The sequence below is a fragment of the Rathayibacter sp. VKM Ac-2805 genome, assembly GCF_009834265.1.
Classification (GTDB): domain Bacteria; phylum Actinomycetota; class Actinomycetes; order Actinomycetales; family Microbacteriaceae; genus Rathayibacter.
Window position 1 is genome coordinate 1,745,722 of record NZ_CP047185.1, and the last position, 26,523, is coordinate 1,772,244.

Here is a 26,523-nt window from a genome sequence, read left to right on the forward strand (position 1 = left end):
CATGCTCGACGGATTCGAGAACCTCGTGGACCTCGCCGAGGGCGAGGTCGTCACCCACTCCTACGTCCGCGACGTTCCGCTGCCCAGCGGCCGCACGCTCGCCCTGATCACGCTCGACAACGACCGCGACCACACCCGCCCCAACACCTTCGGGCCGGCGTCGCTCTTCGAGCTGGCGGACGTCCTCCTGGCGCAGAAGGAGCGCGCCTCGCGGGGCGAGATCCAGGCGGTCGGCATCACCGGCAAGCCGTTCATCCTCGCCGCGGGAGCCGACCTCAGCAAGGTCGGGGCCATCCCGAGCCGTGAGCTGGGCCGCCAGCTGGCGCGCCTGGGCCACCGCACGCTGGGGATGCTGGCCGAGCTGGGCGTGCCGTCCTTCGCCTTCATCAACGGCCTCGCCCTGGGCGGCGGCACCGAGATCGGCCTGAACGCCGACTACCGCACCGTCGACTCCTCCATCCCCGCGCTCGGGCTCCCCGAGGTCTTCCTCGGCATCATCCCCGGCTGGGGCGGCGCGTGGCTCCTGCCGAACCTGATCGGCATCGAGAACGCCCTCAAGGTCGTCGTCGAGAACCCGTTGAAGAACAACCGCACGCTCAAGGGCCAGGAGGTGTTCGACCTCGGCATCGCCGATGCGATCTTCCCGCCCGCGGCCTTCCTCGAGGACTCGCTCCGCTGGGCCGACGGCGTGATCGGCGGCTCCGTGAAGGTGGAGCGGCCGAACGCGCCCGGCAAGCTGGAGCGGCTGGTCAAGTGGGACGTCGCGATCTCGATCGCGCGCAAGCAGCTGGAGTCGCGGATCGGCACGGTCGCGGCGTCTCCGTACCGCGCGCTGGAGCTGCTCAAGGCCGCGAAGAACACCACGCGTGAGGAGGGCTTCGCCGCCGAGGACGAGGCGCTGGCCGACCTGATCTCCGGCGACCAGTTCCGCGCGAGCATCTACGCGTTCGATCTGGTGCAGAAGCGCGCCAAGCGACCCGCGGGAGCGCCGGAGAGGGCGCTGGCCAAGCCCGTCACCAAGGTCGGGGTCGTCGGCGCGGGCCTCATGGCCTCGCAGTTCGCGCTGCTCTTCCTCCGCCGCCTCCAGGTGCCGGTGGTCATCACCGACCTCGACCAGGAGCGGGTCGACAAGGGCGTCGCGGGCATCCGCGCCGAGATCGACGCGCTGCTGGCGAAGGGACGCGTCTCCCCCGACGACGCGAACCGCCTCCGGGCGCTGATCACCGGCACGACCGATCGCTCCGACTTCGCCGACGCCGACTGGGTGATCGAGGCGGTCTTCGAGGAGCTGTCGGTGAAGCAGGAGGTGTTCGCCGACATCGAGCGCTACGTCTCGCCCACGGCGGTGCTCGCGACCAACACCTCGTCCCTCTCCGTCGAGCGCATCGGCGAGCGGCTGGAGCACCCGGAGCGCCTCGTCGGCTTCCACTTCTTCAACCCGGTCGCGGTCATGCCGCTGATCGAGGTGGTCCGGACACCGCACACCGACGACGAGACCCTCTCGACGGCGATGGTCACCGCCGCGAAGCTCAAGAAGAACGCCGTCATCACGCGCGACACCCCGGGCTTCGTGGTGAACCGCGTGCTGGCGAAGGTCCTGGGCGAGGCGATGCACGCGGTCGACACGGGCACTCCCTTCGAGGTCGTCGAGCAGTCGCTGGCTCCGTTCGGCCTGCCGATGACCCCGTTCGAGCTGCTCGAGCTGGTGGGCCTCAAGGTCGGCGCGCACGTGCTCGACACCCACCACGCCGCGTTCCCCGACCGCTTCTTCGACAGCCCCAACCTGCACCGCCTCGCCGAGCTCGGCCACGTCTTCGAGCGCGACGCGAAGGGGCGTGTGAAGGGCGTCGACAAGCGCGCGGTCGCGATCGTCGCCGGGGGCACGGAGCCGATGACGGCCGAGCAGCTGCGGCTGCGCGTCGAGACGGGTCTCGCGGACGAGGTCAAGCGGATGCTGGACGACGACGTCGTGCACGCCGCGGAGGACATCGACCTCTGCCTGATCCTCGGCGCGGGCTACCCGTTCCAGATGGGCGGGCTCACGCCCTACCTCGACCGGGTCGGCGCGAGCGAGCGGGCGTTCGGGGACACGTTCCACCACCCCGCGATCCGCGGCGTCGACTGACGCGGAGTGCAGTGACGCGGAAGGGGCGCCGGATCTGATCCGGCGCCCCTTCCGCGCGTCGCCTGAGGGACGGGTCCCGACGGCCGATCAGTCGCTGCGGGCGTCGTCCCGGGCCTCGACCTCGTCCGGGAGCGGACGGGCGACCGGGATCTTGCTGCCCAGCACCTGCGCGACGACGTCGCGGGCGATGTGCTGGGGAGTGAGTCCGACGTCCTCGAGGATCTCCTCGCGCTTGGCGTGGTCGAGGAACTGGTCGGGCAGCCCGAGCTCGGTCACCGCGGTGTCCACGCCGGCCTCGCGCAGGTCCTGGCGGATGCGCGTGCCGATCCCGCCGACGCGCACCCCGTCCTCGATCGAGACGACGATGCGGTGCTCGCGGGCGAGCTCGATGATGCTGGTGGGAACGGGCACGACCCAGCGGGGGTCGACGACGGTGGCTCCGATGCCCTGGGCCGCGAGCCGCTGAGCGACCTCGAGACCCATCGCGGCCATCGGCCCGACCGTGACCAGCAGCACGTCCTTGCGCTCGGCGCGGGCGAGCACGTCGACCCCGTCGCCGAGACGCTCGACGGCGTCGATCTCGTCTCCGACGCTCCCCTTCGAGAAGCGCACCACGGTCGGCGCGTCGGTGACGCCGACGGCCTCGCGCAGCTCCTCGCGCAGGCGCACGGAGTCGCGCGGAGCGGCGAGGCGGATGTTCGGGACGACCTGCAGGATCGCCAGATCCCACATGCCGTGGTGGCTCGGACCGTCGGGTCCGGTGACTCCGGCGCGGTCCAGCACGAAGGTGACGCCCGCGCGGTGCAGTGCGACGTCCATCAGCACCTGGTCGAAGGCGCGGTTCACGAAGGTGGCGTACAGCGCGACGACCGGATGCAGCCCGCCGAAGGCGAGACCGGCGGCCGAGGTCACGGCGTGCTGCTCCGCGATGCCGACGTCGAAGACGCGCTCCGGGTACTTCTCCGCGAGGCGGTCGAGACCGACGGGCCGGAGCATGGCGGCCGTGATGCCGACGATCGTCGGGTCCTCGTCGGCCAGCGTGACGATCTCCTCGGCGAACACCGAGGTCCACGAGCGGGCGCCGGCCGCGCTCAGCGGCTCGCCCGTCTCGGGGTCGATCTGCCCGACGGCGTGGAACTGGTCGGCGAGGTCGTGCACGGCCGGACCGAAGCCCTTGCCCTTCTGGGTGATCGCGTGGACGATGACCGGCTGGCCGTAGTCCTTCGCCTGCTGGAGGGCCTCCTCCATCGCCGTCAGGTCGTGGCCGTCGATCGGCCCCAGGTACTTGATGTCGAGGTTGGAGTAGAGCGCCTCGTTGTTGATGAAGCGGCTGAGGAAGCCGTGGAGCCCGCCGCGCACGCCGCGGTAGACGGCGGCGGCGGGGCCGCCCAGCCGCTCCGAGACGGCCCGGGAGCCGCGGTGCATCGTGCGGTAGGTCGGCCGCGTGCGGACGCCGTTGAGGAAGCGGGCCATGCCGCCGATGGTCGGGGCGTAGGAGCGCCCGTTGTCGTTGACCACGATGACCAGCCCGCGGGAGTTGTCGTCGCTGATGTTGTTCAGCGCCTCCCAGGTCATGCCGCCGGTGAGGGCGCCGTCGCCCACGACCGCGACGACGTGGCGGTCGGTCTGACCGGTCATCGTGAAGGCGCGGGAGATGCCGTCCGCCCAGGACAGCGAGCTGGAGGCGTGCGAGCTCTCGACGATGTCGTGCGGCGACTCCCTCCGCTGCGGGTAGCCGGCGAGGCCGCCGCGCTGCCGGAGCTTCGAGAAGTCCTGGCGACCGGTGAGCAGCTTGTGGACGTAGGACTGGTGTCCGGTGTCGAACACGATCGCGTCGTGCGGCGAGTCGAAGACCCGGTGGATCGCGATCGTCGTCTCGACGACGCCGAGGTTCGGGCCCAGGTGGCCGCCGGTCTTCGAGACCTCGCGCACGAGGAAGTCGCGGATCTCCTGCGCCAGCGTCTCGAGCTCGGCCGCGGTCAGGCGATCGAGATCGCGAGGACCGCCGATGGTCTCGAGAACAGCCATGCGCGCCGCCTTCCGGGGTCGTGAGCGAGGTGGGGACGTCTCCCGAGTCTACGCACGGGGCCCCCGGGAACGCGTGTGCGCCTCCCCCGCAGGGAAGGCGCACACGCTCTGCGGCTGATCTAGACGAGCGAGCGCAGCACGTACTGCAGGATGCCGCCGTTGCGGTAGTAGTCCGCCTCACCGGGGGTGTCGATGCGGACGACCGCGTCGAACTCGACGGTCTGCTTGCCCTCGGCCGAGTGCTCGGTCGGCTCGGCGACGACGTGGACCGTCTTGGGGGTGACGCCCTCGTTCAGCTCCTCGATGCCCGAGATGCTGATCGACTCGGTGCCGTCCAGGCCCAGCGACTCCCAGCTCTCGCCCGCGGGGAACTGCAGCGGGACGACGCCCATGCCGATGAGGTTCGAGCGGTGGATCCGCTCGAAGCTCTCGACGATGACCGCCTTGACGCCCAGCAGGCTCGTGCCCTTGGCCGCCCAGTCGCGCGACGAGCCGGAGCCGTACTCCTTGCCGCCCAGGATGACGAGCGGGGTTCCCTCGGCCTGGTAGTTCTGCGACGCGTCGTAGATGAACGACTGCGGGGCGTCCGGCTGAGTGAAGTCGCGGGTGTAGCCGCCCTCCACGCCGTCGAGCAGCTGGTTGCGCAGGCGGATGTTCGCGAACGTGCCGCGGATCATCACCTCGTGGTTGCCGCGGCGCGAGCCGTAGGAGTTGTAGTCCTTGCGGTCGATACCGTGCTCGTCGAGGTAGCGGCCGGCGGGGCTGTCGGCCTTGATCGAGCCGGCGGGGCTGATGTGGTCGGTCGTGACGGAGTCGCCGAGCTTGGCGAGCACGCGGGCACCGGCGATGTCGGTGACCGGGGTCGTCTCCATCGTCATGCCGTCGAAGTACGGGGGCTTCCGCACGTAGGTCGACGACTCGTCCCACTCGAAGATCGAGCCCTCGGGGGTCTGCAGCGCGCGCCAGCGCTCGTCGCCGTCGAACACGCCCGCGTACTGCGTGTCGAACATCGACTTGTCGATCGACGAGTCGATCGTCGCCTGCACCTCGGCCGCGTCGGGCCAGATGTCCTTGAGGAACACGTCGTTGCCGTCGGAGTCGGTGCCGAGCGCGTCGACCTCGAAGTCGAAGTTCATCGAGCCGGCGAGCGCGTAGGCGATGACGAGCGGGGGGCTCGCCAGGTAGTTCATCTTCACGTCCGGGTTGATGCGGCCCTCGAAGTTGCGGTTGCCCGAGAGCACGGCGGTCACGGCGAGGTCGTTGTCCTGCACCGCGGCCGAGATCTCCTCGAGCAGCGGGCCGGAGTTGCCGATGCAGGTCGTGCAGCCGTAGCCGACGGTGTAGAAGCCGAGCGCCTCGAGCGACTCGGTCAGGCCGGCCTTCTCGTAGTAGTCGGTGACGACCTTCGATCCGGGCGCCAGCGTGGTCTTGACCCACGGCTTGGCCTTCAGGCCCTTCTGCGCCGCGTTGCGGGCCAGCAGGCCGGCCGCGAGCATGACGGACGGGTTCGACGTGTTGGTGCACGAGGTGATCGCCGCGATCGCGACGGCGCCGTGATCGATCGTGAAGGTCCCGCCCTCGCCGAGCTCGACCGTGGTCGGCTTGGAGGCGGTCGCCGGCGCGTGCGAGCGGTGGGTGTGCTCGTGGCTGCTGTGCTCGTCCTGCGGCTGCAGCTCTCCGGGGTCGGAGGCGGGGAACGACTCCGCGATGGTCAGGTCGACGATGTCGTGCGAGACGTCCGCGTAGTTGGTGAGGTCCGACTCGAACTGCGTCTTGGCGGACGAGAGCTCGATCCGGTCCTGCGGGCGCTTCGGGCCGGCGATCGAGGGGACGACGGTGCCGAGGTCGAGCTCGAGGTACTCGCTGAAGACCGGCTCGACCGCGGGGTCGTGCCAGAGCTTCTGCAGCTTGGAGTACTGCTCGACGAGGGCGATCTGCTCGTCGCTGCGGCCGGTGAGGCGCAGGTAGTCGAGGGTCACGTCGTCGATGGGGAACATCGCGGCGGTGGAGCCGAACTCGGGGCTCATGTTGCCGATGGTGGCGCGGTTGGCGAGCGGCACCGCGGCGACGCCGGCCCCGTAGAACTCGACGAACTTGCCGACCACGCCGTGCTTGCGCAGCATCTGCGTGATGGTGAGCACGACGTCCGTCGCGGTCACGCCGGTCGGGATCGAGCCGGTGAGCTTGAAGCCGACGACCTTCGGGATGAGCATCGAGACGGGCTGGCCGAGCATCGCGGCCTCGGCCTCGATGCCGCCGACGCCCCAGCCGAGCACGCCGAGGCCGTTGACCATCGTCGTGTGCGAGTCGGTGCCGACGCAGGTGTCGGGGTAGGCGCGCAGCGCGCCGCCCACCTCGCGGGTCATGGTGACGCGGGCCAGGTACTCGATGTTGACCTGGTGCACGATGCCGGTTCCGGGCGGGACGACCTTGAAGTCGTCGAAGGCGGTCTGGCCCCAGCGGAGGAACTGGTACCGCTCGCCGTTGCGCTCGTACTCGAGCTCGACGTTGCGCTCGAGCGCGTCCTCGGTGCCGAAGAGGTCGGCGATGACGGAGTGGTCGATGACCATCTCGGCGGGCGCGAGCGGGTTGATCCGGTTCGCGTCGCCGCCCAGGGCAGCGACGGCCTCGCGCATGGTGGCGAGGTCGACGATGCAGGGCACGCCGGTGAAGTCCTGCATGACCACGCGGGCCGGCGTGAACTGGATCTCGGTGTCGGGCTCCGACTCCGGGACCCACTCGCCGAGGGCGCGGATGTGGTCGGCGGTGATGTTCGCGCCGTCCTCCGTGCGGAGGAGGTTCTCGAGCAGCACCTTGAGGCTGAACGGGAGCTTCTCGTGACCGGGGACCCGGTCGATGCGGAACACCTCGTAGTCGGTCGAGCCGACCTTCAGGGTGTCTTTCGATCCAAAGCTGTCTACCGCGGACACGTCGCCCTCTCCTTCGCTGACTGCAGCGTCCGCCGACGGGCGGAGCCGCTCTCCGTCCTCATCTTGACGACCGCGCACAGCGGCCTGCCACCAAGGAGGACCTAACTCCTCGACGCCGAGGCGCCCGGTCGACCTCGCCGCGACGGTGCGGGGAGGCGAGCGCTATTTATCTCGACGTCGAGACAATTCTATGCACGATCCGGAGCATCGCCCGCATCGGCGCGCTCGCCGGCTCCGCGGTACTCGGCCCGGACGGCGAGCACGGTGAGCACCAGCAGCGGCGCGTACAGGGGCAGGCCCAGCGCCAGCTTCCAGATGCCCAGCGCCGTGGTGTCCTCGGCGAGGAACAGCGGGTACTGCACGGCCAGGCGCAGGAGGAAGAGCCCCGCCCACGCGAGGGTCAGGGCGCCGAAGAGGCGGCGCTTGCGCCGATCGGACCGCCAGGAGGTGCCGTCCCCCATCAGGAAGCCGGCGGCGACGCCGATCAGGGGCCAGCGCACGAGGACGGAGAGGAGGAAGACGAGCCCGTAGACGAGGTTGGTGAGCAGCCCCAGGGCGAAGTTGTCGACGCCCCGCCCGGTGAACAGCGCCAGTGCGGCCGAGACCACCACGGCGAGCAGCCCGCCGACGGCCTGGATCACCGGCGTCCGGCCGAGCACCCGCGCCACCGTGAACGCCACGGCGAGCCCGACGGATGCGACCAGCGAGAGCACCAGCTCCGAGGTGACCGTGTAGAGCAGGACGAAGGCGATGCCGGGCACGACGGCCTCGAGGATCCCCCGGACGCCGCCCATGGTGCGCAGCAGCGCCTTCCCGTCGAACGGCTCGCCGTCGGCGACCGCGCCGAGTCCCGAGCGGCGGGCGGCCTGCGCGATCGCGTCGCCGACCTCGGGCCGGACCGGCTCCTCCGATCGGGCCGGGTCCTCGGGCCGCACCGGCTCCATGCCGGTCAGCTCGCGCTCTGCTGGGTCTGGCTGCCGGTCGGCACCTTCAGCGGGATCAGGTCGCGCGGAGGCATCGGGCCGCTGCCGCGGACCACGACGATGCTGCGGAAGAGCTCCTCGACCGAGGCGGCCGCCTGCTCGTCTACGGCTCCGGCTCCGGCGATCACGCCGCGGAGGAACCAGCGCGGACCGTCGACGCCGACGAACCGGGCGACGCGGGTCTGGCCGCCGGCGATCGGGAGCTCGGCGACGAGCTCCGGACCGAAGACGCCGTCGCGCTCCGTCGTCGATCCGCCCTGACGGCCGATCTGCTCGGCGATCTGGCCGCGGATCTCGTGCCAGAGTCCCGAGGAGCGCGGCGCGGAGAAGGGCTGCACCTGCAGCGTCGACCCGGCGTAGTCGAGGCCGACGGCGATGACGCGCTTGGTCCCCTCCTCGACCTCGAGGCGGATGTGCATGCCCTCGCGGGGAAGCACCTTCACTCCGCCGAGGTCGATGTAGGGGCGGACCGGGTTGGCCTCGCGCTCGTCCAGGGGCCCGGCCTCCGCGCGGTCCTCCGGCGCCGACTTCTCGAAGTCCTGCTGGACGGGCTCGGCGGCCTCGCCGGCCGTGGGCTGGATGTCGCTCATGCGCTCTCCTCGTGGATTCTGGTCTCCTGGGCGCCGGCGGCGTACCCGGTGGATCCGAAGCCGCCCGTGCCGCGGACCGACTCGGGAAGCTCGTCGACGGCCGTGAACCTCGCCTGGACGACGGGGACGATCACGAGCTGCGCGATCCGGTCCCCCACCGAGACGCGGTACGTCTCGCGGCTGTCGGTGTTCAGCAGCGCCACCCGGATCTCGCCGCGGTAGCCCGCGTCGATCGTTCCGGGGGCGTTGACGACGGTGATGCCGTGCCTGAAGGCCAGCCCGCTGCGGGGGACGACGAAGCCGACGTGGCCCTCCGGGAGGGCGACGGCCACCCCGGTGCCGACGGAGGCGCGCTCACCGGGGGCGAGCACCACGTCCTCCGTCGAGTGGAGATCGGCTCCCGCGTCGCCCGGACGGGCGTAGGAGGGGAGCCGGTCCGCGGTGATCGGGACGTCGACGGTTGCAGGCACGTGACGAGGGTAGACCAAACGTCTGATCCAATAGGGTCATGCCGTCCTACCGAGAGAGGCTGTGGCCCGCGCCCTGGCTCTTCGTCGCCACCGCCCTCGTGATCCCCGCCAGCATCCTGGTGTTCGCGCCCATCGACCTCGCGGTGGGGGTGATCGTCGCGGTCGTTCTGTACGCGGGCTGCGTGCTGTCGCTGCTGGCCCTCTCCCCCGTGATCGAGGTGGCGGAGGGTGAGCTGCGCGCCGGCCGCGCGCACATCCCGCTGGATTTCGTGGGCGAGCCGTCCTCCTACTCGGGGGACCAGGCGTTCGCCGAGCGCGGGACGCGCCTGGACGCGCGGGCGTACCTGGTCATCCGCGGCTGGGTGAAGGAGGTGGTGCGGGTCCCGATCGAGGATCCGGCCGACCCGACGCCGTACTGGCTGGTCTCCACCCGCCGCCCGGACGACATCGTCGCCGCGATCCGGGGATCACGGCGACGGAGCGGTCGTCCTTCGGAGCCGGGAGGCGCTTAAGCGGCGCACTCCAGGCAGATCGGTCCGAGCTTCTCCTCGTGGTCGATCTGCGAGCGGTGCTTCACGAGGAAGCAGCTCACGCACGTGAACTCGTCCGCCTGGGGCGGAAGGACCACGACGTCCAGATCGAGGTCGGACAGATCGGCACCGGGCAGTTCGAATCCGCCCGGGTTGTCGGCGTCATCGACGTCGACGACTCCGGACATCTTGTCGGGGACTCGCTCCTTCAGGGCCTCGATCGACTCGGAGTCGTCATCGGTCTTGCGGGGGGCGTCGTAGTCCGTAGCCATTCCCATCCACTTCTTATTTCTGCTGTTCAACAAATCGGCGGGGTCAGTGTGCATCACGACGCATCGATTCGCAAACCACCTCGAACGGCTCTTGACACCCGCTCGCCCCGCCTCCTTCCGCACCAACTTTCGACCCGCCCGGGGTATTCCCGGCCGATCGCCCGGGCGCGTGGCATCCTTGCCCGGTCCGCGTCCAGAAGGAGGGTCCCCACGATGATGGAACTGAAGGTGATCGGCGTCGAGGGCGGATCGCTCGTCCTCGTGTCCGAGGGCGGCGAGCGCTTCTCGGTCCGCATCGACGAGACGCTGCAGAGCCAGCTGCGGCCGCGGGTCCACACCCTCCCGCCGCGCGAGAAGCGCGTCTCCCCCCGTGAGATCCAGGCCCACATCCGCTCCGGGCTCTCTGCCGAGGAGGTCGCCGAGCTCACGGGCGCCGACCTGGGCTACGTCCAGCGCTTCGAGGGACCCGTCACAGCCGAGCGCGAGCACATCGTCGCGTCCGCTCTCGCCGTGCGCGTCTACACGACCACCGACCCCGATCCCCTCGAGGAGGGCACGCCCTTCGGCGACGTCATCCGCGACCGCCTCGCGTCGCTCGGCGCCGAGGGCGAGCAGTGGTCGAGCTGGAAGGAGGAGGAGGGCTGGGCCGTCAAGCTCCTCTTCCGCTCGGACGAGATCGACCACGACGCCCGCTGGCGCTTCGACCCGCGGAAGGCGCTGCTGTCGCCGCTGACCTCCGAGGCGATCACGCTCTCGCAGCAGGGCGAGATCCGGCCGACCCTCATCCCGCGCCTGCGCGCCGTCATCCCCGCAGCCGTCGACGAGCTCGCCACGCGCTTCGACACGGAGTCCGCGGAGGCGCCGAGCCGCTCCGCCCGGGCCGACCACCCCACCGCCGGCCGCCCCGCCGCGATGCCGCACGCCCGGCCGGCCGCCGTCCGCCCCTCCGACACGGAGCCGCAGCCGGCCCTCTCCGAGACCCCGCGCCCGATCTCGACGCTCCCCCGCCCCGTCACGAGCACGACGGAGCAGCGCGAGCGCAACCTCAACGACACCGCCGACCTGCTCGACGCCCTGCGGCGCCGCCGGGGCGAGCGCGATCACGCCTCGAGTCTCCGCGTCCGCGAGGAGCCGGAGCCCGAGGCCGAGGCCGCTCCTCCCGTCGAGAAGGCACCGGAGCCGCCGCGCACCGCTCCCCCGGTCCCCGAGCAGCCGTCGGGCGTGCGCGGGAGCCTCCGCAGGGGGCGGGCGTCCATGCCGAGCTGGGACGAGATCGTCTTCGGAGCGCGCAGCGACGACTGACCCTCAACCGGCGCGGCTCCGCCGGGGTGGACGGTGCCCCCCGTCCCCTCGGCCCGGCTCAGGCCAGCGCGCCGAAGCGGAGGAGCGGCACCTGCGTCTCCTCCGGCGTGAGCGACCCGTGCTGCCCGATCATGGAGCGGCCGGAGGAGTCGTCCGCCGCGTAGTAGGCGATGGTCCTCCGCGCCGCGACGAACACGTCGCCCATCCGCTCGGCCGCCGCCGGAGAGACCTCGCCGAACCAGCCGCTCGCGGCGACCTCGTCGCGCGTCGCGATCCAGGCGCGTGCGCCCTCCGCCTCGATCCAGCGCCGCGCCACCTCGTCGGGGTCCACACCCGGCTCGAGGTGCAGCTGCAGGCAGCGGGGCTCTCCGCCGAGGTGCCGGACGCCCTCGAGCAGCGGTCCCCGCTCGACGAGCACGTGCGAGGACGCCGGAACGTCCACGATGCCGTGGTCGGCGGTGACCAGCACGCTCTCGCGGGCGGAGAGCCCGCGGACCGCTCCGCCGACCTCCCCGTCCAGGAGCTCGAGCGCTGCCGTCCACTCCGGCGACTCCCAGCCGCGCGCGTGCGCCGCCTGGTCGAGCTCGGGGACGTAGAGGTACACGAGCTGCCGCCCGCCCTCGTCGAGCAGGGCGCGCGCCGCCGTGAAGCGCTCGGCGACGCCGCCGGCGGAGTGGTACTCGGCGCCGCGCAGGATCGCCCGCGTGAGACCGGAGCGGGCGTACCGCGCGGGGCCGATCACTCCGGCCCGGACACCGGCGGAAGAGGCCTGCTCGAAGACCGTGAGGTGGGGCTGCCACGTCTCGGGCACCATGCCCTCGTCCCAGCCGGAGAGCTGGTTGACCAGGCGGTCGGAGGCGCGGTCGAGCACGCGGTAGCCGACCATCCCGTGCCCGCCCGGGCGCAGGCCCGTCGTCAGGCTCGCCAGGGCCGCCGCGGTGGTCGTCGGGAAGCCCGAGACGAGCGTGGTGCCGCGGTTGAGGGCCGGAGCGAGCGTGCGCGAGTGGCCCCCGCGCTGGCGGAGGTTCGCGGCACCCAGGCCGTCGACGAGGACGACCACGATCCGCTCGACGCGGGGCGAGCCGAAGAGGCCGGGGCGGCCCAGGAGCGCGTCGAGGGCGCCCGGCAGGACGTCGGCGAGGCTCCGCCGCCCGTCGGGGGCTGGCGGTAGCATGTGGGTCATCGCGCCCAGTTTCGCACAGCGCCGCCGTCCCCGCCGGGCCGGTGCAGCGGAGCGTCCGCGTGAACGGGAGGGCCGGTCCCGTCCGCGAGGCGCCGTCTCCGCTCCGCCCGTCCCGTCGAGCGCCGCAGGGCGGTGCAGTCCCCCGCCGCCGCCCCGCGCCCGCCACCGAATCGAGTCATGAACGCTGCAGCCCCCTCCTCCGGATCCTCGCTCACCGAGCGCATCGAGGACGTCGACGTCTCGGCCGAGATGGAGGGGTCCTTCCTCGAGTACGCGTACTCGGTCATCTACTCGCGGGCCCTGCCCGACGCCCGCGACGGCCTCAAGCCGGTGCAGCGCCGGATCCTCTACATGATGAGCGAGATGGGGCTGCGGCCCGATCACGGCCACGTGAAGTCGGCCCGCGTGGTCGGCGAGGTGATGGGCAAGCTGCACCCGCACGGCGACGCCTCGATCTACGACTCCCTCGTCCGCCTCGCCCAGCCGTTCACGATGAGGGTCGCCCTCGTCGACGGCCACGGCAACTTCGGCTCCCTCGACGACGGCCCGGCCGCGGCCCGCTACACCGAGGCCCGCCTCGCCCCGGCCGCCACGGCCATGACCGAGCACCTCGGCGAGGACGTCGTCGACTTCGTCCCGAACTACGACAACTCGCACGACCAGCCCGAGGTCCTCCCCTCCGCGTTCCCGAACCTGCTGGTCAACGGGGCCAGCGGCATCGCCGTCGGCATGGCGACGAACATGGCGCCCCACAACCTCGTGGAGGTGATCGGGGCGGCCCGGCACCTGATCGCTCATCCCGACGCGTCCCTGGACGACCTGATGTCGTTCGTCCCGGGACCGGACTTCCCGAGCGGTGGCACGATCGTCGGCCTCGCCGGCGTGCGCGACGCCTACGCGACCGGCCGGGGCGGCTTCAAGACCCGCGCGCGCGTCTCGGTCGAGAGCATCACCGCGCGCAAGTCCGGCCTGGTCGTCACCGAGCTGCCCTACCTCGTCGGCGCCGAGAAGGTCATCGACAAGATCAAGGACGGCGTCCAGAACAAGAAGCTCAGCGGCATCTCGGACGTCACCGACCTGACGGACCGGGACAACGGCCTCCGGCTCGTCATCGGGATCAAGACCGGCTTCAGCCCGGAGGCCGTCCTCGAGCAGCTCTACCGCTACACGCCCCTCGAGGACGCGTTCTCGATCAACAACGTCGCGCTGGTCGACGGCGGCCCGCGCACCCTCGGCCTGAAGGAGCTGCTGCAGGTCTACATCGGCCACCGGGTGAAGGTCGTCACCCGGCGGACCCGCTACCGACTGCGCAAGCGCCAGGAGCGGCTGCACCTGGTCGAGGGCCTGCTCATCGCGATCCTCGACATCGACGAGGTCATCCAGCTGATCCGCGGGAGCGACGACACCGCGGCGGCGCGGGCCCGGCTGATCGAGGTCTTCGACCTCAGCACCCTGCAGGCCGACTACATCCTCGAGCTCCAGCTCCGCCGCCTCACGAAGTTCTCGCGCATCGAACTCGAGACCGAGCGCGACACCCTACTCGCCGAGATCGCCGAGCTCGAGGCCCTCCTCGCCAGCCGCTCACGGATCGACGAGCTGGTCTCGGACGAGCTCGACGAGGTCGCCCAGCGCCTCGGGACCCCGCGGCGCACCCTGCTCACCGAGGCGCGTCCCTCCGTCGCCACCACCGGGCGGAAGGCCGCCGCGGTGCTCGAGATCGCGGACGTGCCCTGCCGGGTGCTGCTGAGCACCACCGGCCGCATGGTGCGGGTCGACCGCGACCCCGAGGCCGCTCCCCACCCCGAGCGCGCCACGCGCCGCTCGAAGCACGACGCCGTCCTCAGCGTGCTCGACACGACCAGCCGGACGGAGATCGGCGCGGTCACCAGCGCCGGTCGGCTCCTCCGCTTCTCGGCGGTCGACGTGCCGGCGGTCCCCTCCTCCTCGGTGCAGCTGGGCGCGGGCGTGCGGATGAGCGACTACCTCCCGCACCTGGCGAAGGACGAGCGGGTGCTCGCGCTCGTCGCCCTCGACGACGAGCGGCCGATCGCCCTCGGCACCCAGCAGGGCGTCGTCAAGCGCGTCGCGCCGGGCGAGCTGCCCAACCGCGCGGACATCGAGCTCATCGCCCTCAAGCCCAAGGACGCCGTGGTGGGCGCGGCCGCGTCGGCGGAGGAGGACGAGCTGGTCTTCGTCACCGGCGAGGCCCAGCTGCTGCGCTTCTCCGCGTCCGCCGTCCGCCCCCAGGGCAGGACGGCTGCGGGGATGGCCGGGGTGAAGCTGGCCGAGACCGACGACGTCGTGCACTTCGCCGTCGTCACCGCCGAGGACCGGGACGAGGCCGTCGTCGCGACGGTCGCCGTCGACAGCTGGGCCCTCTCGGGCACCGACACCGGCAGCGCGAAGGTCTCGCCGTTCTCGGAGTTCCCCGCCAAGGGCCGGGCCACCGGCGGAGTCCGCGCGCAGCGCTTCCTCAAGGGCGAGACGGCCCTCGGAGTCGCCTGGGTCGGCCCCGGTCCCGCGCACGCCCTCGAGGCCGACGGCTCGGTCGCCGCGCTGCCCGACTCCGGGATGAAGCGCGACGGCTCCGGAGTGGCACTCGCGGCGCCGATCGCGACGATCGGAGCCGCGCCCGAGCTGTTCTGAGCCCCGCGGCTCAGACGTCGATGCGGTCCCGCGAGAGCGACTCCGACCCGCGGACGATGAACTCCTTGCGCGGCGCCACGTCGTTGCCCATCAGCAGCTCGAACACCCGGCCGGCGTTCTCGGCGTCGGCGACCCGCACCCGGCGGAGGGTGCGGCGGGAGCGGTCCATGGTCGTCGTGGCCAGCTGGTCCGCGTCCATCTCGCCGAGCCCCTTGTAGCGCTGGATCGGGTCCTGGTAGCGACGGCCCGCCTTGCCGAGGGCCGCGAGCACGCTCTGCAGCTCCTTCTCGGAGTAGGTGTAGATCGTCTCGTTCGGCTTCTTCCCCGCGTTCATCACCACGAGCCGGTGCAGCGGAGGCACGGCGGCGAAGACGCGCCCCGCCTCGACGAGCGGCCGCATGTAGCGGAAGAAGAGGGTGAGCAGCAGGGTGCGGATGTGCGCGCCGTCGACGTCGGCGTCGCTCATCAGGATGATCTTCCCGTAGCGGGCGGCCGAGAGGTCGAAGGAGCGGCCGGAGCCGGCTCCGATCACCTGGATCATCGAGGCGCACTCGGCGTTCGAGAGCATGTCGGCGATGCTCGCTTTCTGCGTGTTGAGGATCTTCCCGCGGATCGGCAGCAGGGCCTGGTACTCGCTGTTGCGGGCGAGCTTGGCGGTGCCGAGGGCGGAGTCGCCCTCGACGATGAAGAGCTCGCTGTTCTCGACGTCGCTGCTGCGGCAGTCCACGAGCTTCGCCGGGAGCGAGGAGGACTCCAGCGCGTTCTTGCGTCGCTGCGTCTCCTTGTGCGCGCGCGCCGAGATCCGCGACTTCATCTCGGCGACGACCTTCTCGAGGAGCTGCGAGGTCTGCGCCTTGTCCTCGCGGCGCGGGGAGGAGAACACCGCGCCCAGCGTCGAGGCGATGGTGGAGGCGACGATCGCGCGGACTGCGGGCGTGCCCAGCACCTCCTTCGTCTGGCCCTCGAACTGCGGCTCCGGGAGGCGCACCGTCAGCACGGCGCTGAGCCCGGCGAGCACGTCGTCCTTCTCGAGCTTGTCCGATCCGACCTTGAGGCGACGGGCGTTCGCCTCCACCTGCGACCGGAGCAGCTTCAGCAGGCCCTGCTCGAAGCCGGTCTGGTGCGTGCCGCCCTTGGGCGTGGAGATGATGTTCACGAAGCTGCGCATCACCGTCTCGTAACCGGTGCCCCAGCGCAGGGCGATGTCGACCTCGCAGGTGCGCTCCACCTCGGTGGGCACCATCGCGCCGCCGGGGGTCAGCACCGGCACGGTCTCGGTGAAGGTGCCCGAGCCGGTGAGGCGCAGCACCTCGGTCACGGGTGCGTCGGGGGCGAGGAACTCGACGAACTCCGAGATGCCGCCGTCGTAGCGGAACATCTCGGCGCGGCGCTCGTCCGCCCGGTCGTCGACGATGTCGATCGTGAGGCCGGGGACGAGGAACGCGGTCTGCCGGGCGCGCGTCACCAGATCGTCCGTCTGGAACGAGGCGCCCTTCGTGAAGATCTGGCGGTCGGCCCAGTAGCGCACGCGCGTGCCGGTGACGCCCTTGGCGACCTTGCCGACGACCGTCAGCTCCGACCCGTTCTCGAACGGTGTGAACGGAGCGTCGGGGGTGGGCTCGCCCGTATCGGCGAAGCGCCCGGGCTCCCCCCGGTGGAACGACATCCGGTAGGTGCGGCCGTTCCGGTCGACCTCGACGTCCAGGCGCTCCGAGAGCGCGTTGACCACGGAGGCGCCGACGCCGTGCAGACCGCCGGACGCCGCGTAGGACCCCGAGCCGAACTTGCCGCCCGCGTGCAGCTTCGTGAACACGACCTCGACTCCGGAGAGCCCCGTCTTCGGCTCGATGTCGACCGGGATCCCGCGCGCGCGGTCGCGCACCTCGACGCTGCCGTCGGCGTGCAGGAGCACGCTGATCTCGGTCCCGTGCCCGGCCAGCGCCTCGTCGACGGAGTTGTCGATGACCTCCCAGAGGCAGTGCATGAGGCCGCGCGAGTCGGTCGATCCGATGTACATGCCGGGCCGCTTCCGGACCGCCTCGAGACCTTCGAGGACGGAGAGGTGGCGGGCGTTGTAGTCGGTGGAGGCCATCCGCCCAGTCTACTTTCGGGAACCGCTCCGGCCGCGGTGGCGCGGCACCCGACGACAGCACGATGGCCGCTCGGCGCGGGGCCCCTACGCGCAGAGCGAAATGCCGACCGATCGACTCCGTGCGGAAACAATCGCGTGCTTGGATGGGTTCCACCAAGCAGAGATCGAAGAACGAGTGCAGGAGGCCAAGTCATGTCGACCACAGCAACCCAGAACGGCGTGGACGAGCTCGCCGGTGCCCACCAGCTCTCCGCCGCCGACCGCTGCGACAGCTGCGGTGCGCAGGCGTACATCCGAGTGGTCGTGAACAACGGAGAACTGCTGTTCTGCGCGCACCACGGGAAGAAGTACCAGGAGAAGCTCTCCAGCATCGCCCAGAGCTGGCACGACGAGTCCGCCCGACTCTTCGAGGAGCAGCGCCCCTAGCGCGTCCCCGATCAGCCCGGACGGCGCGTCAGCGCCCTACCGTCCGACACCGAGCCGCTTCGCGATCACATCGCGAGCGGCTCGTGCCGTTTCATCGACCAGGCGGAGACGCTCGTCCGACGGGGAGTAGGCGTCGCCGAGGGCGCGCCGCAGGATCGCGTCCGCGAGCGAGGGGTTCTTCGCGAGGACGGGGCCGTGCAGGTGCGTGCCCAGAAGGCCTCCCTCCGCGTAGCCTTCGTGGCCGGCGCCGTCGCCGGTGCCGTGCAGCACTCGGCCGAGCGCGTCCTCGGGCGCGATCCCGGTCATCCGGCGCTCGTGGTTCTCGAATCCGACGACGACGCCGCCCGGCGTCTCGAGGAGGAGGTCGTCGGTCGCGCGCTCGCCCGTGACCGAGTCTCCGGGGAACAGCCCGATCCCCCGGGCGCCGCCCGCGGCCGTGCTGATCGAACCGGCCAGCATCTCCCAGCCGGCTCCGACCGCGACCACCTGAGTGCCCTGGTCGACCCAGGCCCGCAGCGTCGGCGCGATCTCGTGGAGGAGTGCCAGGACGCCCGGGAGGTCCTCGTCCGCTCCCGTCCCGGCGACCAGGACGTCCGGACGGACCTCGGCGTCGGAGGCGGTCACCAGCGGCACCACCTCCGCCTCGACACCCGACCAGCGCGCCCGAGCCGCGAGGACCCGGGCGTTCGCCGCGTCGCCGTTGCTGTCCAGGACGTCGGGAGCGAGCACGGCGATGCGGAGGGTGGTCACGCGGTCTCCTCGCGGTTGGTGACGAGCTGCAGGTGCGCACGGGTGCGGCGCATCGAATCCGCCGAGAAGACGATGGTCTTCCGGCCGGAGGCGGGGGTCGGCAGAGCGAGGAACACGTCGAGCGCGCGGCCCAGGTCCTCGTCGACGGAGTCGACGCGGACGCCGTCGTAGCGCAGGTGCAGCGCCGCCTCGTGCGCCTTCGACCCCGAGACGACCCGGACGTGCCCGAGCACGGAGGTGTCCACGGGCCAGAAGTAGGAGGGGTCTCGGACGTCGGACCCGATCGCGAGCATGATCTGCTCGGTCCCCTCGGGGATCTCCGCGATGTTCAGGCGGTAGCTCGCCGGGTTCTGAACCAGGACGAACTCGACCTCGTGGCCGCGCACGGTGACGATCTCGCCCCGCCCGAAGACGGGGTCGATGCTCGAGAGCGCGGAGGCGGCGAGGGCCGGGTCGAAGCGCTCGGCGAGCACGGCGCGGGCCGTGGAGACGGCCGCCGCGGCGTCGACCGCGTAGTGGACGCCCCGCGCGGGGAGCCGGACCTCGAGCGGGTCGCCGTCGCTGACGATGCGCGCGGCCGCTCCCGTCGTGCTCTCGACGACGGTGGTGGCGCGGTCGGTCCCGGCCTCCGCCTCCGCGGCGTAGCCGAGACCGCCGGACGCGGAGTCGCGGACGGAGGAGGAGACGCCGTACCAGCGGATCCGCTCGTCGGGGAGGGAGGTCGCGACATCGGCGACGTGGCGGTCGTCGGCGTTCAGCACGACGGGACCGGTCGCGCGGGAGGCGATGGTGCCGAGCATCCGGGCGACCATGGCCGGATCGAAGAAGCGGTCGATCTGGTCGACCACCACGTTCGTCAGCAGGACGACGCGGGGGCGCATCCGGGGCGCGAGGCGCGCGCCGTGACCCTCGTCCATCTCGAGGACGGCGATGTCGGCGTCGATCCGTCCGCGGAGGTCCGCCCGCTCCAGGAGCGCGGAGGTCAGCCCCTGGGCGATGTTGGCCGTCGAGGGGTTGGTGAAGACCCGGAGCCCGTGCGCGCGGAGCACCGCGACCAGCATCTTGGTCGTGGTCGACTTGCCCGCCGATCCCGTGACGACCACGAGGCCGTCCCGGAATCCGTCGAGCACCGCGGGCAGGAATCCGGGCGCGACGCGGTTCACCACGAGTCCGGGCACGGCGGATCCCCCGCCGGGCTTCCGGACCCGCGCGGCGAACCGGGCGGCCCTCCCGAGGAGGACCGCCGGCGCGTAGCGGATCACCGGCCTACTCGAGGTAGTCGCGGAGCGACTGCGAGCGGGACGGGTGGCGGAGCTTGGCCATCGTCTTGGACTCGATCTGGCGGATGCGCTCGCGCGTCACGCCGAAGGTGTCGCCGATCTGGTCGAGCGTCTTCGGCATGCCGTCGCCGAGGCCGAAGCGCATGCGGATCACGCCGGCCTCGCGCTCCGAGAGCGAGTCGAGCAGCGACTCCAGCTGCTTCTGCAGCATGGTGAAGCCCACGGCGTCGGCCGGGACGACCGCCTCGGTGTCCTCGATGAGGTCGCCGAACTCGCTGTCGCCGTCCTCGCCCAGGGGCGTGTGCAGCGAGATCGGCTCGCGCCCGTACTTCTGCACCTCGATGACCTTCTCAGGGGTCATGTCGAGCTCGCGCGAGAGCTCCTCGGGCGTGGGCTCGCGGCCCAGGTCCTGGAGCATCTGGCGCTGCACGCGGGCCAGCTTGTTGATGACCTCGACCATGTGCACCGGGATGCGGATGGTGCGGGCCTGGTCGGCCATCGCGCGGGTGATCGCCTGGCGGATCCACCACGTGGCGTAGGTCGAGAACTTGAAGCCCTTGGTGTAGTCGAACTTCTCGACCGCACGGATGAGGCCCAGGTTGCCCTCCTGGATGAGGTCGAGGAACTGCATCCCGCGACCGGTGTAGCGCTTCGCGAGGCTGACGACGAGCCGGAGGTTCGCTCCGAGCAGGTGGCTCTTCGCGCGCTGGCCGTCCTTCGCGACCCAGCGCAGCTCGCGGACGAGCTCCGGGCTGAGGTCGGTCGAGTTGGCGAGCTTGTCCTCGGCGAACAGGCCGGCCTCGATGCGCATCGCGAGCTCGACCTCCTCGGCCGCGTTCAGGAGCGCGACCTTGCCGATCTGCTTCAGGTAGTCCTTGACCGGGTCGGCGGTGGCACCGGTGATCGCGGTCGAGTAGACCGGGACCTCGTCGTCCTCTCCGCCGAACGACAGGACGAGCGCACCGCTCGGGAGCGGCTCGGCCGGAGCGGCGACGGCAGCGGCGGCCGGGGCCTCCGGCGTCTCAGCGTCGTCCTTCGCGTCGGTCTCGGTGTCCTCGGCGACGACCTCGGTCTCCTCCTCCTCCGCTGCCTCGTCGGGCTCGACGGCGTCGGTCGGCTCCTCCTCGGTGTCGGCGGGAGCGGCGGCCTTGGTCGTGGCGCGCGAGCGGGTCGTCTTGGCCGCGGTGGTCTTGGCCGCCGTGGTCTTCGCCGCGGGCTTGCGCGTCGCGGGCTTCTTGGTAATCGTCGTCACGTCGTCGTCGACGGCGTCGAGCGTTGCGGTCTTGGTAGCTCTGGTGGCCATGGCGGCACCTCTCCATCCGTTGCGTCCCGGGGGCGGGCGGCGCGGGAAGGCGTCGTCCGTCGGTGGGCATTACGAGGACCCATGTCAAGTCGAGGACGTCGCACGCCCGACGTGGGCCTGGCGCTCCTCGACCCGAACGGGTCCTATTGACAATTATTGCACGTCTGAGTAGTGCAGCCGTGCGGTGCGGTGCGAGTGGGGCTCGATCCGGCGGGATCCGGGCCGTTCCGCTGGGACATCGCGTCTGCAGAAGGGCGGATCGACGGGGACGACCGTCAGCGCCCCGCGCGGCCGCGGCGCATCCGGTCACTCAGTGCAACCCAGAGAGGGGCCACGGTTATTCCCTCGTCCTCGGCCAGGCGGCGGCGGGTCCGGCGGCGCGCGACGACGAGTCCGACGACTCCGGCGCCGACCACCACGTACTGCACGCACCACGCCAGGCGGAAGTGCTCGAGCGAGTAGGTCTGCTCCGAGGAGGCGCCGGGACCGGCCAGTGCGTCGAGGATCAGGCCGATCGCGAACATCATCGTGAAGCTGGCCAGGAACCCGCCCACGTTCACGACTCCGTTGGCCGCGCCGAGGCTCCGCGAGGGGTTGAACGTGCGGGCGAAGTCGAACCCGATCATGGAGCCGGGGCCGCCCGCTCCGACGACGATCAGGAGCAGCACCACGAGCCAGTACGGCGGGACGCCGGGCCAGAGCAGCACGACGGTCCAGGCGACCGCCATCGCCGAGACGATCCCGAGCACGAGGTTGCTGCGGCGCATGGGGTGGCGGGCGGTCAGGACGCCGAGCACCGGCCCGACGACGATCCCCGCGATCACGACGATCGTGAGGGTCGGCGCGGCGACGGTCGGCGGCAGGCCGATCGCGTAGACGAGGAAGGGGTAGCCCCAGAGCAGCGTGAACACCGTGCCGGAGGACTGCGTGACGAAGTGCGACCAGAAGCCGAGCTGCGTCCCCGGCCGGCGCAGGCTCACTCCGAGCTGCGCGATCGTCGCCCGGAGCGTCGGAGGCACGACCGTGATCGGCTCGGTGCGCGGCGGGACGTCGGCGACCAGGAGGAGCACGCCGAGGAAGGACACGGCCCCGAGGCCGGCGGCGCTGAGGAACGCGGGCTCCCAGCCGAACGTGTGGAGGATCGCCGCGAACGGGAGTGCGGAGAGGATCTGGCCCACCTGGCCGATGTTGCCGATCCACTGCGAGAGCTGCGGCACGATCGGTCCGCTGAACCAGGTCACCGTGAGGCGGATCACGGAGGTGAAGATCGCGGCGTCCCCCGCTCCCAGCAGGATCCGCCCGACGATCGCGACGCCGATGCCCGGCGCGATCGCGACCACGACCTGGCCCGCCATCATCAGGGCCGTGCCCGAGAGGATCAGGGTCCGCGGGCCGAACCGATCGATGAGGATCCCGACCGGGATCTGCATCCCGGCGTAGACGATCAGCTGGACGACGGCGAGCGACGAGAGGACGGCGGCCGCCACCCCGAACCGCTCCGCGGCGTCCACTCCTGCGACGCCCAGCGTCGTGCGGTCCAGGACCGCCACGAGGTAGGCGAACGCTCCGGCACCGAAGACGAACCAGGCTCGACGATCACGCACTCGTCCGATCCTACGGCCGCTCAGGAGGCGGTGGGCTCCTCGCCCGGGCGGCGGATCGCGAGGAACTTCTCGAGCTCGGCGGCGATCGCGTCGGCGCTGGGCACGAAGCCGTCCTCGTCGGTGAGCGGCGAGCGGAGGCTCGTCCCCTCCATGTAGGTGTCGTGCCGCGCCTCGAGGGCCGAGACCAGCTTCTGCAGCTCGTCGTTGCCGCTGACCTGCTCGTCGACCTTGCCCAGGAACTCCCGCCCGCTCTCGCGCAGGCGGTCCGTCGGGAAGATGAGGCCGGTCGACGCCGAGATGCTCTCGAGCGCCGCGACCGCCGCCTGCGGGTACTCGGTGTCCGACAGGTAGTGGGGGATGAGCAGCGCGAAGCCGACCACGGTCAGACCGCGCTCGTAGAGGCGCAGCTCGAGCAGGTGGAGGACGTTCGAGGGCACCTGCGTGTGCGGCTTCCAGACCGACATCGCCTCGATCAGGTCCTCGCGGTTGCCGCTCACGGTGACGCCGACGGGCCGGGTGTGCGGCACGGGCATCGGGATCGCCTGGACCCACGTGGTCGAGGCGACGTCGAGCCGCTCGAGGAGGGAGACCACCGCGCGGGTGAACCGCTCCCACTGGAAGTCGGGCTCGAAGCCGGTGAGCAGGAGGAACGGCTGGTGCAGCTCGTCGTGCGCGAGCGAGAGCCGGAGCATCGCAGGACGGTAGTCCGTCAGGTGGTCCTGGTCGAAGGTGATGATGGGGCGGCGGGCCCGGTAGTCGAGCAGCTGATCCTGGTCGAAGACCGCGACCTCGCGGTGCTCGAGGGTCTCGAAGAGGTACTCCCCCAGCTGCCCCACCGCTCCCCCGGCGTCGGCCGAGCCCGTCAGGCCCGCGACGAGGTGCAGCCCGCGCGGGATCTCGGAGAGGTCGCCCTCGATCTCGAACAGGTCTTCCGGATCCAGCATGCGTCCAGTCTAAACGGGGGTCCCGGCGCCCCGTCCGGGTCCGCTGAGCCCTCAGCGAACAGCGCCTAGCATTGCCGCCATGCCCCTCTCCTCTCTCGAGTACTCGACCGTTCCCGCCTCCGACATCGACACCGACGCCCTCGTCCTCGGCGTCGCCCCGGGACCCGATGGTCCCCGGCTCGTCGGCGCGGAGGGCTTCGAGGAGCTGGCCCCCGCGCTGACCGCGCTCGGCGCGACCGGCGCCGCCGAGACGCTCGTGCGCGTGCCGTCCTCGGTCCGTGCCGGAGTGATCGTCCTCGTCGGCCTCGGCTCGGCGGAGCCCGACGACACCGCGCTGCGGAACGCCGCGGGCGCCGCCGTCCGCCTGCTCGCGGGGTCCGCCTCCGTGGCCCTCTCCCTCCCCGCCGGCTCCGACGGCACGCTCGCCGCGGTCGCCGAGGGCGCCGCGCTCGGCTCCTACTCCTTCACCGCCTTCCGCGGCAGCACCGCCGCCGCGGCGAAGGCGCCCGTCGAGCACGTCGTCCTGCTGGGCGGCGGCGAGTCGGCCGACCCCGCCGTCCTGGACCGGGCGCTCGTGCTCGGCCGCGCGGTCGGCACGGTGAAGGACCTGGTCAACACTCCCCCGTCGCACCTCTACCCGCAGACGCTGGCCGAGGCCGTGCAGACCGGCGCAGAGGGACTGCCCCTCGAGGTCACCGTCTGGGACGAGGAGGCCCTCGCGGAGGAGGGGTTCGGCGGCATCCTCGGAGTCGGCAGCGGCTCCTCCCGCCCGCCCCGCCTCGTGAAGGTCGCCTACGCGCCCGAGGGCGCGAGCACCCACCTCGCCCTGGTCGGCAAGGGCATCACCTTCGACAGCGGCGGACTCTCGCTCAAGCCGCCGGCCTCGATGATCGGGATGAAGACCGACATGGCGGGCGCGGCGACCGTGTACGCCGTCGTGCGCGCCATCGCGGAGCTCGGCCTCCCGCTCCGCGCGACCGCCTGGCTCTGCATCGCCGAGAACCTCCCCTCCGGGACCGCGATCCGCCCGGACGACGTGCTCACCGTGCGCGGCGGGACCACGGTGGAGGTGCTGAACACCGACGCCGAGGGCCGGCTGGTTCTCGCCGACGGCCTCGTCGCCGCCAGCGAGGAGCAGCCCGACGCGATCATCGACGTCGCGACGCTGACCGGCGCCTCCGTGGTCGCCCTCGGCAACCGGACCGTCGGCGCCCTGGGCGACGACGAGCTGGTCTCCCGCGTCCTCGACGCCGCCCGCGCGGCGGGAGAGCCCTTCTGGCAGATGCCCCTCCCCGCGGAGCTGCGACCGCTGCTGAACTCGGACATCGCCGACATCGCGAACGTCAAGCCGGGCAACACCGCCGGCGGCATGCTCCTCGCCGGCCACTTCCTCCGCGAGTTCGTCGGGAAGCGCGGCGAGGGCGAGGACGCGACCACGATCCCGTGGGCGCACCTCGACATCGCCGGACCCTCGAGCAACGGAGGCGGCGGCTACGGCTTCACCGGAGCCGGCGCCACGGGGGTCTCGGTGCGCGCGCTGATCGCTCTGGCCGAGGGCTTCGCGAGCGCGTAGTAGGGTCGACGGGGCGGGAGATCCCGCCTCGTCCCCCCTCCCGATCCGCTCGGCGCTCAGCGCCGGAGCCGGTCGGCCGGGAAGCGGGACCGCACGTCGCGAGGGAGTCACTGGGTGTCGGAAGAGCGCTACGACCTGGTCGTGCTCGGAGGTGGCAGCGGCGGGTACGCGGCGGCCCTCCGGGCGACGCAGCTCGGGATGAGCGTCGCGCTCGTGGAGCGCGACAAGCTCGGCGGCACCTGCCTGCACCGCGGGTGCGTGCCCACCAAGGCCCTGCTGCACGCCGCCGAGCTGGCGGACGGCGCCCGCGAGGGAGAGAAGTACGGCGTGCTCTCGAGCTTCACCGGGATCGACATGGCGGGCGTCACGCGCTACCGCGAAGGCGTCGTCGCCGGCAAGTACAAGGGGCTCCAGAGCCTCGTGTCCTCGCGCGGCATCACGGTCGTGACCGGCGACGGCCGCCTCACCGCGCCGGGCACCGTGACGGTCGGCGAGCACGTGCTCCACGGCGGGTCGGTCGTCGTCGCCACCGGGTCCGCCTCCCGCACCCTCCCCGGGATCGAGATCGGCGGCCGCATCCTGACGAGCGACCAGGCTCTCGAGCTCGACCACGTGCCCGCGAGCGTCGTCGTCCTCGGCGGCGGAGTGATCGGCGTCGAGTTCGCGAGCGTCTGGCGCTCGTTCGGCGCCGAGGTCACGATCGTCGAGGCCCTCCCCCACCTCGTCCCCAACGAGGACGAGAGCGTCAGCAAGCAGCTGGAGCGCGCCTTCCGCAAGCGGGGCATCGCCTTCCAGCTGGGATCCCGCGTCGCGTCGGTCTCGCAGAGCGGGGACGGCGTCTCCGTGTCGCTCGAGAGCGGCGCAACGGTGGAGGGCGAGATCCTGCTGGTCGCCGTCGGCCGCGGCCCGGTGACCGCGGGCATCGGCCTCGAGGAGGCCGGGGTCCGCCTCGACCGCGGCTACGTGCTGACCGACGAGCGCCTGCAGACCTCCGTCCCCGGCGTGTACGCCGTGGGCGACATCGTGCCGGGGCTCCAGCTCGCGCACCGGAGCTTCCAGCAGGGGATCTTCGTCGCGGAGGAGATCGCCGGTCTGGGGCCGCAGGTCGTCAGGGACGTCAACGTCCCGAAGGTGACCTACAGCGACCCCGAAGTGGCCTCCGTCGGCCTCGGCGAGGCCCGCGCGATCGCCGAGTACGGCGCCGAGCGCGTCGCCGTGTACGACTACGGCCTCGGCGGCAACGCCCGGAGCACGATCATCGGGACCACCGGCTCCGTGAAGGTCGTGCGCCTGGTCGACGGCCCCGTCGTCGGCGTGCACATGGTCGGAGCCCGCGTCGGCGAGCTGATCGGCGAGGCTCAGCTCATCGTGAACTGGGAGGCGCACCCCGAGGACGTCGCGCCCCTCGTGCACGCGCACCCCACTCAGAACGAGGCGCTCGGCGAGGCGCACCTCGCTCTGGCCGGGAAGCCGCTGCACGCCCTGTAGAACC

20 protein-coding genes are annotated in these 26,523 nt (G+C 71.8%); 7 read left to right on the forward strand and 13 right to left on the reverse strand.

Annotated features, from left to right (window positions below; all coding sequences use genetic code 11):
* Position 1 precedes the first annotated feature (1 nt).
* Positions 2–2,125 carry a 3-hydroxyacyl-CoA dehydrogenase NAD-binding domain-containing protein gene (locus tag GSU40_RS08110; protein WP_160034382.1) on the forward strand — a complete coding sequence of 708 codons (2,124 nt, stop codon included), beginning with the start codon at positions 2–4 and terminating at the stop codon, positions 2,123–2,125.
* An 87-nt stretch (positions 2,126–2,212) separates the two neighbouring features.
* Here GSU40_RS08110 and dxs read toward each other — a convergent pair whose 3' ends face one another.
* From dxs to dut, 5 genes are all read right to left on the reverse strand, one after another.
* Positions 2,213–4,153, reverse strand: a complete 1,941-nt coding sequence (dxs, locus tag GSU40_RS08115) for a 1-deoxy-D-xylulose-5-phosphate synthase (RefSeq protein WP_104222098.1) — start codon at positions 4,151–4,153, stop codon at positions 2,213–2,215.
* A 119-nt stretch (positions 4,154–4,272) separates the two neighbouring features.
* The gene (gene acnA / locus GSU40_RS08120) at positions 4,273–7,083 is read right to left on the reverse strand and encodes an aconitate hydratase AcnA (protein WP_104267882.1); all 2,811 of its coding nucleotides are present in this window, start codon (positions 7,081–7,083) and stop codon (positions 4,273–4,275) included.
* 188 nt (positions 7,084–7,271) lie between these two features.
* On the reverse strand, positions 7,272–8,027 hold the full coding sequence (locus GSU40_RS08125; RefSeq protein ID WP_104273659.1) for a DUF3159 domain-containing protein: 756 nt from the start codon (positions 8,025–8,027) through the stop codon (positions 7,272–7,274).
* A 5-nt stretch (positions 8,028–8,032) separates the two neighbouring features.
* Entirely contained in the window at positions 8,033–8,656 is a 624-nt protein-coding gene (locus tag GSU40_RS08130; RefSeq protein WP_104248032.1) for a DUF3710 domain-containing protein, read from the reverse strand.
* A complete protein-coding gene (gene dut / locus GSU40_RS08135; RefSeq protein WP_160034384.1) occupies positions 8,653–9,126 on the reverse strand; it encodes a dUTP diphosphatase in 474 nt (157 codons plus the stop codon). The genes GSU40_RS08130 and dut overlap by 4 nt, the downstream gene beginning before the upstream one ends.
* A 38-nt stretch (positions 9,127–9,164) precedes the next feature.
* Between dut and GSU40_RS08140 the strand changes: the two genes are divergently transcribed.
* Positions 9,165–9,638 carry a DUF3093 domain-containing protein gene (locus tag GSU40_RS08140; protein WP_160034386.1) on the forward strand — a complete coding sequence of 158 codons (474 nt, stop codon included), beginning with the start codon at positions 9,165–9,167 and terminating at the stop codon, positions 9,636–9,638.
* Here GSU40_RS08140 and GSU40_RS08145 read toward each other — a convergent pair.
* Complete coding sequence (locus tag GSU40_RS08145) at positions 9,635–9,928, reverse strand: DUF4193 domain-containing protein (protein ID WP_055792269.1); 294 nt, start codon at positions 9,926–9,928, stop codon at positions 9,635–9,637. The two genes, GSU40_RS08140 and GSU40_RS08145, sit on opposite strands and share 4 nt — an antisense overlap.
* A gap of 213 nt (positions 9,929–10,141) precedes the next feature.
* Here GSU40_RS08145 and sepH point away from each other — a divergent pair, with 213 nt between their 5' ends.
* A complete protein-coding gene (sepH, locus tag GSU40_RS08150; RefSeq protein ID WP_160034388.1) occupies positions 10,142–11,230 on the forward strand; it encodes a septation protein SepH in 1,089 nt (362 codons plus the stop codon).
* 58 nt (positions 11,231–11,288) lie between these two features.
* Here the strand turns inward: sepH and GSU40_RS08155 are convergent, their stop codons facing one another.
* Positions 11,289–12,413: a nucleotide pyrophosphatase/phosphodiesterase family protein gene (locus tag GSU40_RS08155; protein ID WP_244229632.1), complete on the reverse strand. Its 1,125-nt coding sequence runs from the start codon at positions 12,411–12,413 to the stop codon at positions 11,289–11,291.
* Positions 12,414–12,590: 177 nt separating this feature from the next.
* Between GSU40_RS08155 and GSU40_RS08160 the strand changes: the two genes are divergently transcribed.
* Entirely contained in the window at positions 12,591–15,059 is a 2,469-nt protein-coding gene (locus GSU40_RS08160; RefSeq protein ID WP_160034390.1) for a DNA topoisomerase (ATP-hydrolyzing), read from the forward strand.
* Between the two features lie 10 nt (positions 15,060–15,069).
* Here GSU40_RS08160 and GSU40_RS08165 read toward each other — a convergent pair whose 3' ends face one another.
* Entirely contained in the window at positions 15,070–17,151 is a 2,082-nt protein-coding gene (locus GSU40_RS08165; RefSeq protein ID WP_160034392.1) for a DNA topoisomerase IV subunit B, read from the reverse strand.
* 192 nt (positions 17,152–17,343) lie between these two features.
* On the opposite strand from GSU40_RS08165, the gene GSU40_RS08170 reads away from it, so the two are divergent.
* Complete coding sequence (locus GSU40_RS08170) at positions 17,344–17,577, forward strand: hypothetical protein (RefSeq protein WP_068212876.1); 234 nt, start codon at positions 17,344–17,346, stop codon at positions 17,575–17,577.
* 36 nt (positions 17,578–17,613) lie between these two features.
* Here the strand turns inward: GSU40_RS08170 and GSU40_RS08175 are convergent, their stop codons facing one another.
* From GSU40_RS08175 to GSU40_RS08195, 5 genes are all read right to left on the reverse strand, one after another.
* Positions 17,614–18,327, reverse strand: a complete 714-nt coding sequence (locus tag GSU40_RS08175) for a glutamine amidotransferase (RefSeq protein WP_160034394.1) — start codon at positions 18,325–18,327, stop codon at positions 17,614–17,616.
* Entirely contained in the window at positions 18,324–19,589 is a 1,266-nt protein-coding gene (locus GSU40_RS08180; RefSeq protein ID WP_160034396.1) for a MurT ligase domain-containing protein, read from the reverse strand. The genes GSU40_RS08175 and GSU40_RS08180 overlap by 4 nt, the downstream gene beginning before the upstream one ends.
* 4 nt (positions 19,590–19,593) lie before the next feature.
* Positions 19,594–20,910, reverse strand: coding sequence for an RNA polymerase sigma factor (locus tag GSU40_RS08185; protein WP_160034398.1), 1,317 nt, complete (start codon positions 20,908–20,910; stop codon positions 19,594–19,596).
* Between the two features lie 275 nt (positions 20,911–21,185).
* Positions 21,186–22,514, reverse strand: coding sequence for an MFS transporter (locus GSU40_RS08190; RefSeq protein ID WP_104222120.1), 1,329 nt, complete (start codon positions 22,512–22,514; stop codon positions 21,186–21,188).
* Between the two features lie 20 nt (positions 22,515–22,534).
* Positions 22,535–23,458: a PAC2 family protein gene (locus GSU40_RS08195; RefSeq protein WP_160034400.1), complete on the reverse strand. Its 924-nt coding sequence runs from the start codon at positions 23,456–23,458 to the stop codon at positions 22,535–22,537.
* 79 nt (positions 23,459–23,537) lie between these two features.
* Here GSU40_RS08195 and GSU40_RS08200 point away from each other — a divergent pair, with 79 nt between their 5' ends.
* Together GSU40_RS08200 and lpdA are read left to right on the forward strand one after the other, a co-directional pair.
* Complete coding sequence (locus tag GSU40_RS08200) at positions 23,538–25,031, forward strand: leucyl aminopeptidase (protein ID WP_104283619.1); 1,494 nt, start codon at positions 23,538–23,540, stop codon at positions 25,029–25,031.
* Positions 25,032–25,145: 114 nt separating this feature from the next.
* Positions 25,146–26,519: a dihydrolipoyl dehydrogenase gene (lpdA, locus tag GSU40_RS08205; RefSeq protein WP_160034402.1), complete on the forward strand. Its 1,374-nt coding sequence runs from the start codon at positions 25,146–25,148 to the stop codon at positions 26,517–26,519.
* Positions 26,520–26,523: the final 4 nt, after the last annotated feature.

What these genes read in the sequence shown, in the direction of transcription:
- GSU40_RS08110 (WP_160034382.1), top strand. Translation starts at nt 2, where the DNA reads ATGCTCGACGGATTCGAGAACCTCGTGGACCTCGCCGAGGGCGAGGTC.
- dxs (WP_104222098.1), bottom strand. Translation starts at nt 4,153, where the DNA reads ATGGCTGTTCTCGAGACCATCGGCGGTCCTCGCGATCTCGATCGCCTG.
- GSU40_RS08125 (WP_104273659.1), bottom strand. Translation starts at nt 8,027, where the DNA reads ATGGAGCCGGTGCGGCCCGAGGACCCGGCCCGATCGGAGGAGCCGGTC.
- GSU40_RS08130 (WP_104248032.1), bottom strand. Translation starts at nt 8,656, where the DNA reads ATGAGCGACATCCAGCCCACGGCCGGCGAGGCCGCCGAGCCCGTCCAG.
- GSU40_RS08140 (WP_160034386.1), top strand. Translation starts at nt 9,165, where the DNA reads ATGCCGTCCTACCGAGAGAGGCTGTGGCCCGCGCCCTGGCTCTTCGTC.
- GSU40_RS08145 (WP_055792269.1), bottom strand. Translation starts at nt 9,928, where the DNA reads ATGGCTACGGACTACGACGCCCCCCGCAAGACCGATGACGACTCCGAG.
- sepH (WP_160034388.1), top strand. Translation starts at nt 10,142, where the DNA reads ATGATGGAACTGAAGGTGATCGGCGTCGAGGGCGGATCGCTCGTCCTC.
- GSU40_RS08155 (WP_244229632.1), bottom strand. Translation starts at nt 12,413, where the DNA reads ATGACCCACATGCTACCGCCAGCCCCCGACGGGCGGCGGAGCCTCGCC.
- GSU40_RS08160 (WP_160034390.1), top strand. Translation starts at nt 12,591, where the DNA reads ATGAACGCTGCAGCCCCCTCCTCCGGATCCTCGCTCACCGAGCGCATC.
- GSU40_RS08165 (WP_160034392.1), bottom strand. Translation starts at nt 17,151, where the DNA reads ATGGCCTCCACCGACTACAACGCCCGCCACCTCTCCGTCCTCGAAGGT.
- GSU40_RS08170 (WP_068212876.1), top strand. Translation starts at nt 17,344, where the DNA reads ATGTCGACCACAGCAACCCAGAACGGCGTGGACGAGCTCGCCGGTGCC.
- GSU40_RS08185 (WP_160034398.1), bottom strand. Translation starts at nt 20,910, where the DNA reads ATGGCCACCAGAGCTACCAAGACCGCAACGCTCGACGCCGTCGACGAC.
- GSU40_RS08195 (WP_160034400.1), bottom strand. Translation starts at nt 23,458, where the DNA reads ATGCTGGATCCGGAAGACCTGTTCGAGATCGAGGGCGACCTCTCCGAG.
- GSU40_RS08200 (WP_104283619.1), top strand. Translation starts at nt 23,538, where the DNA reads ATGCCCCTCTCCTCTCTCGAGTACTCGACCGTTCCCGCCTCCGACATC.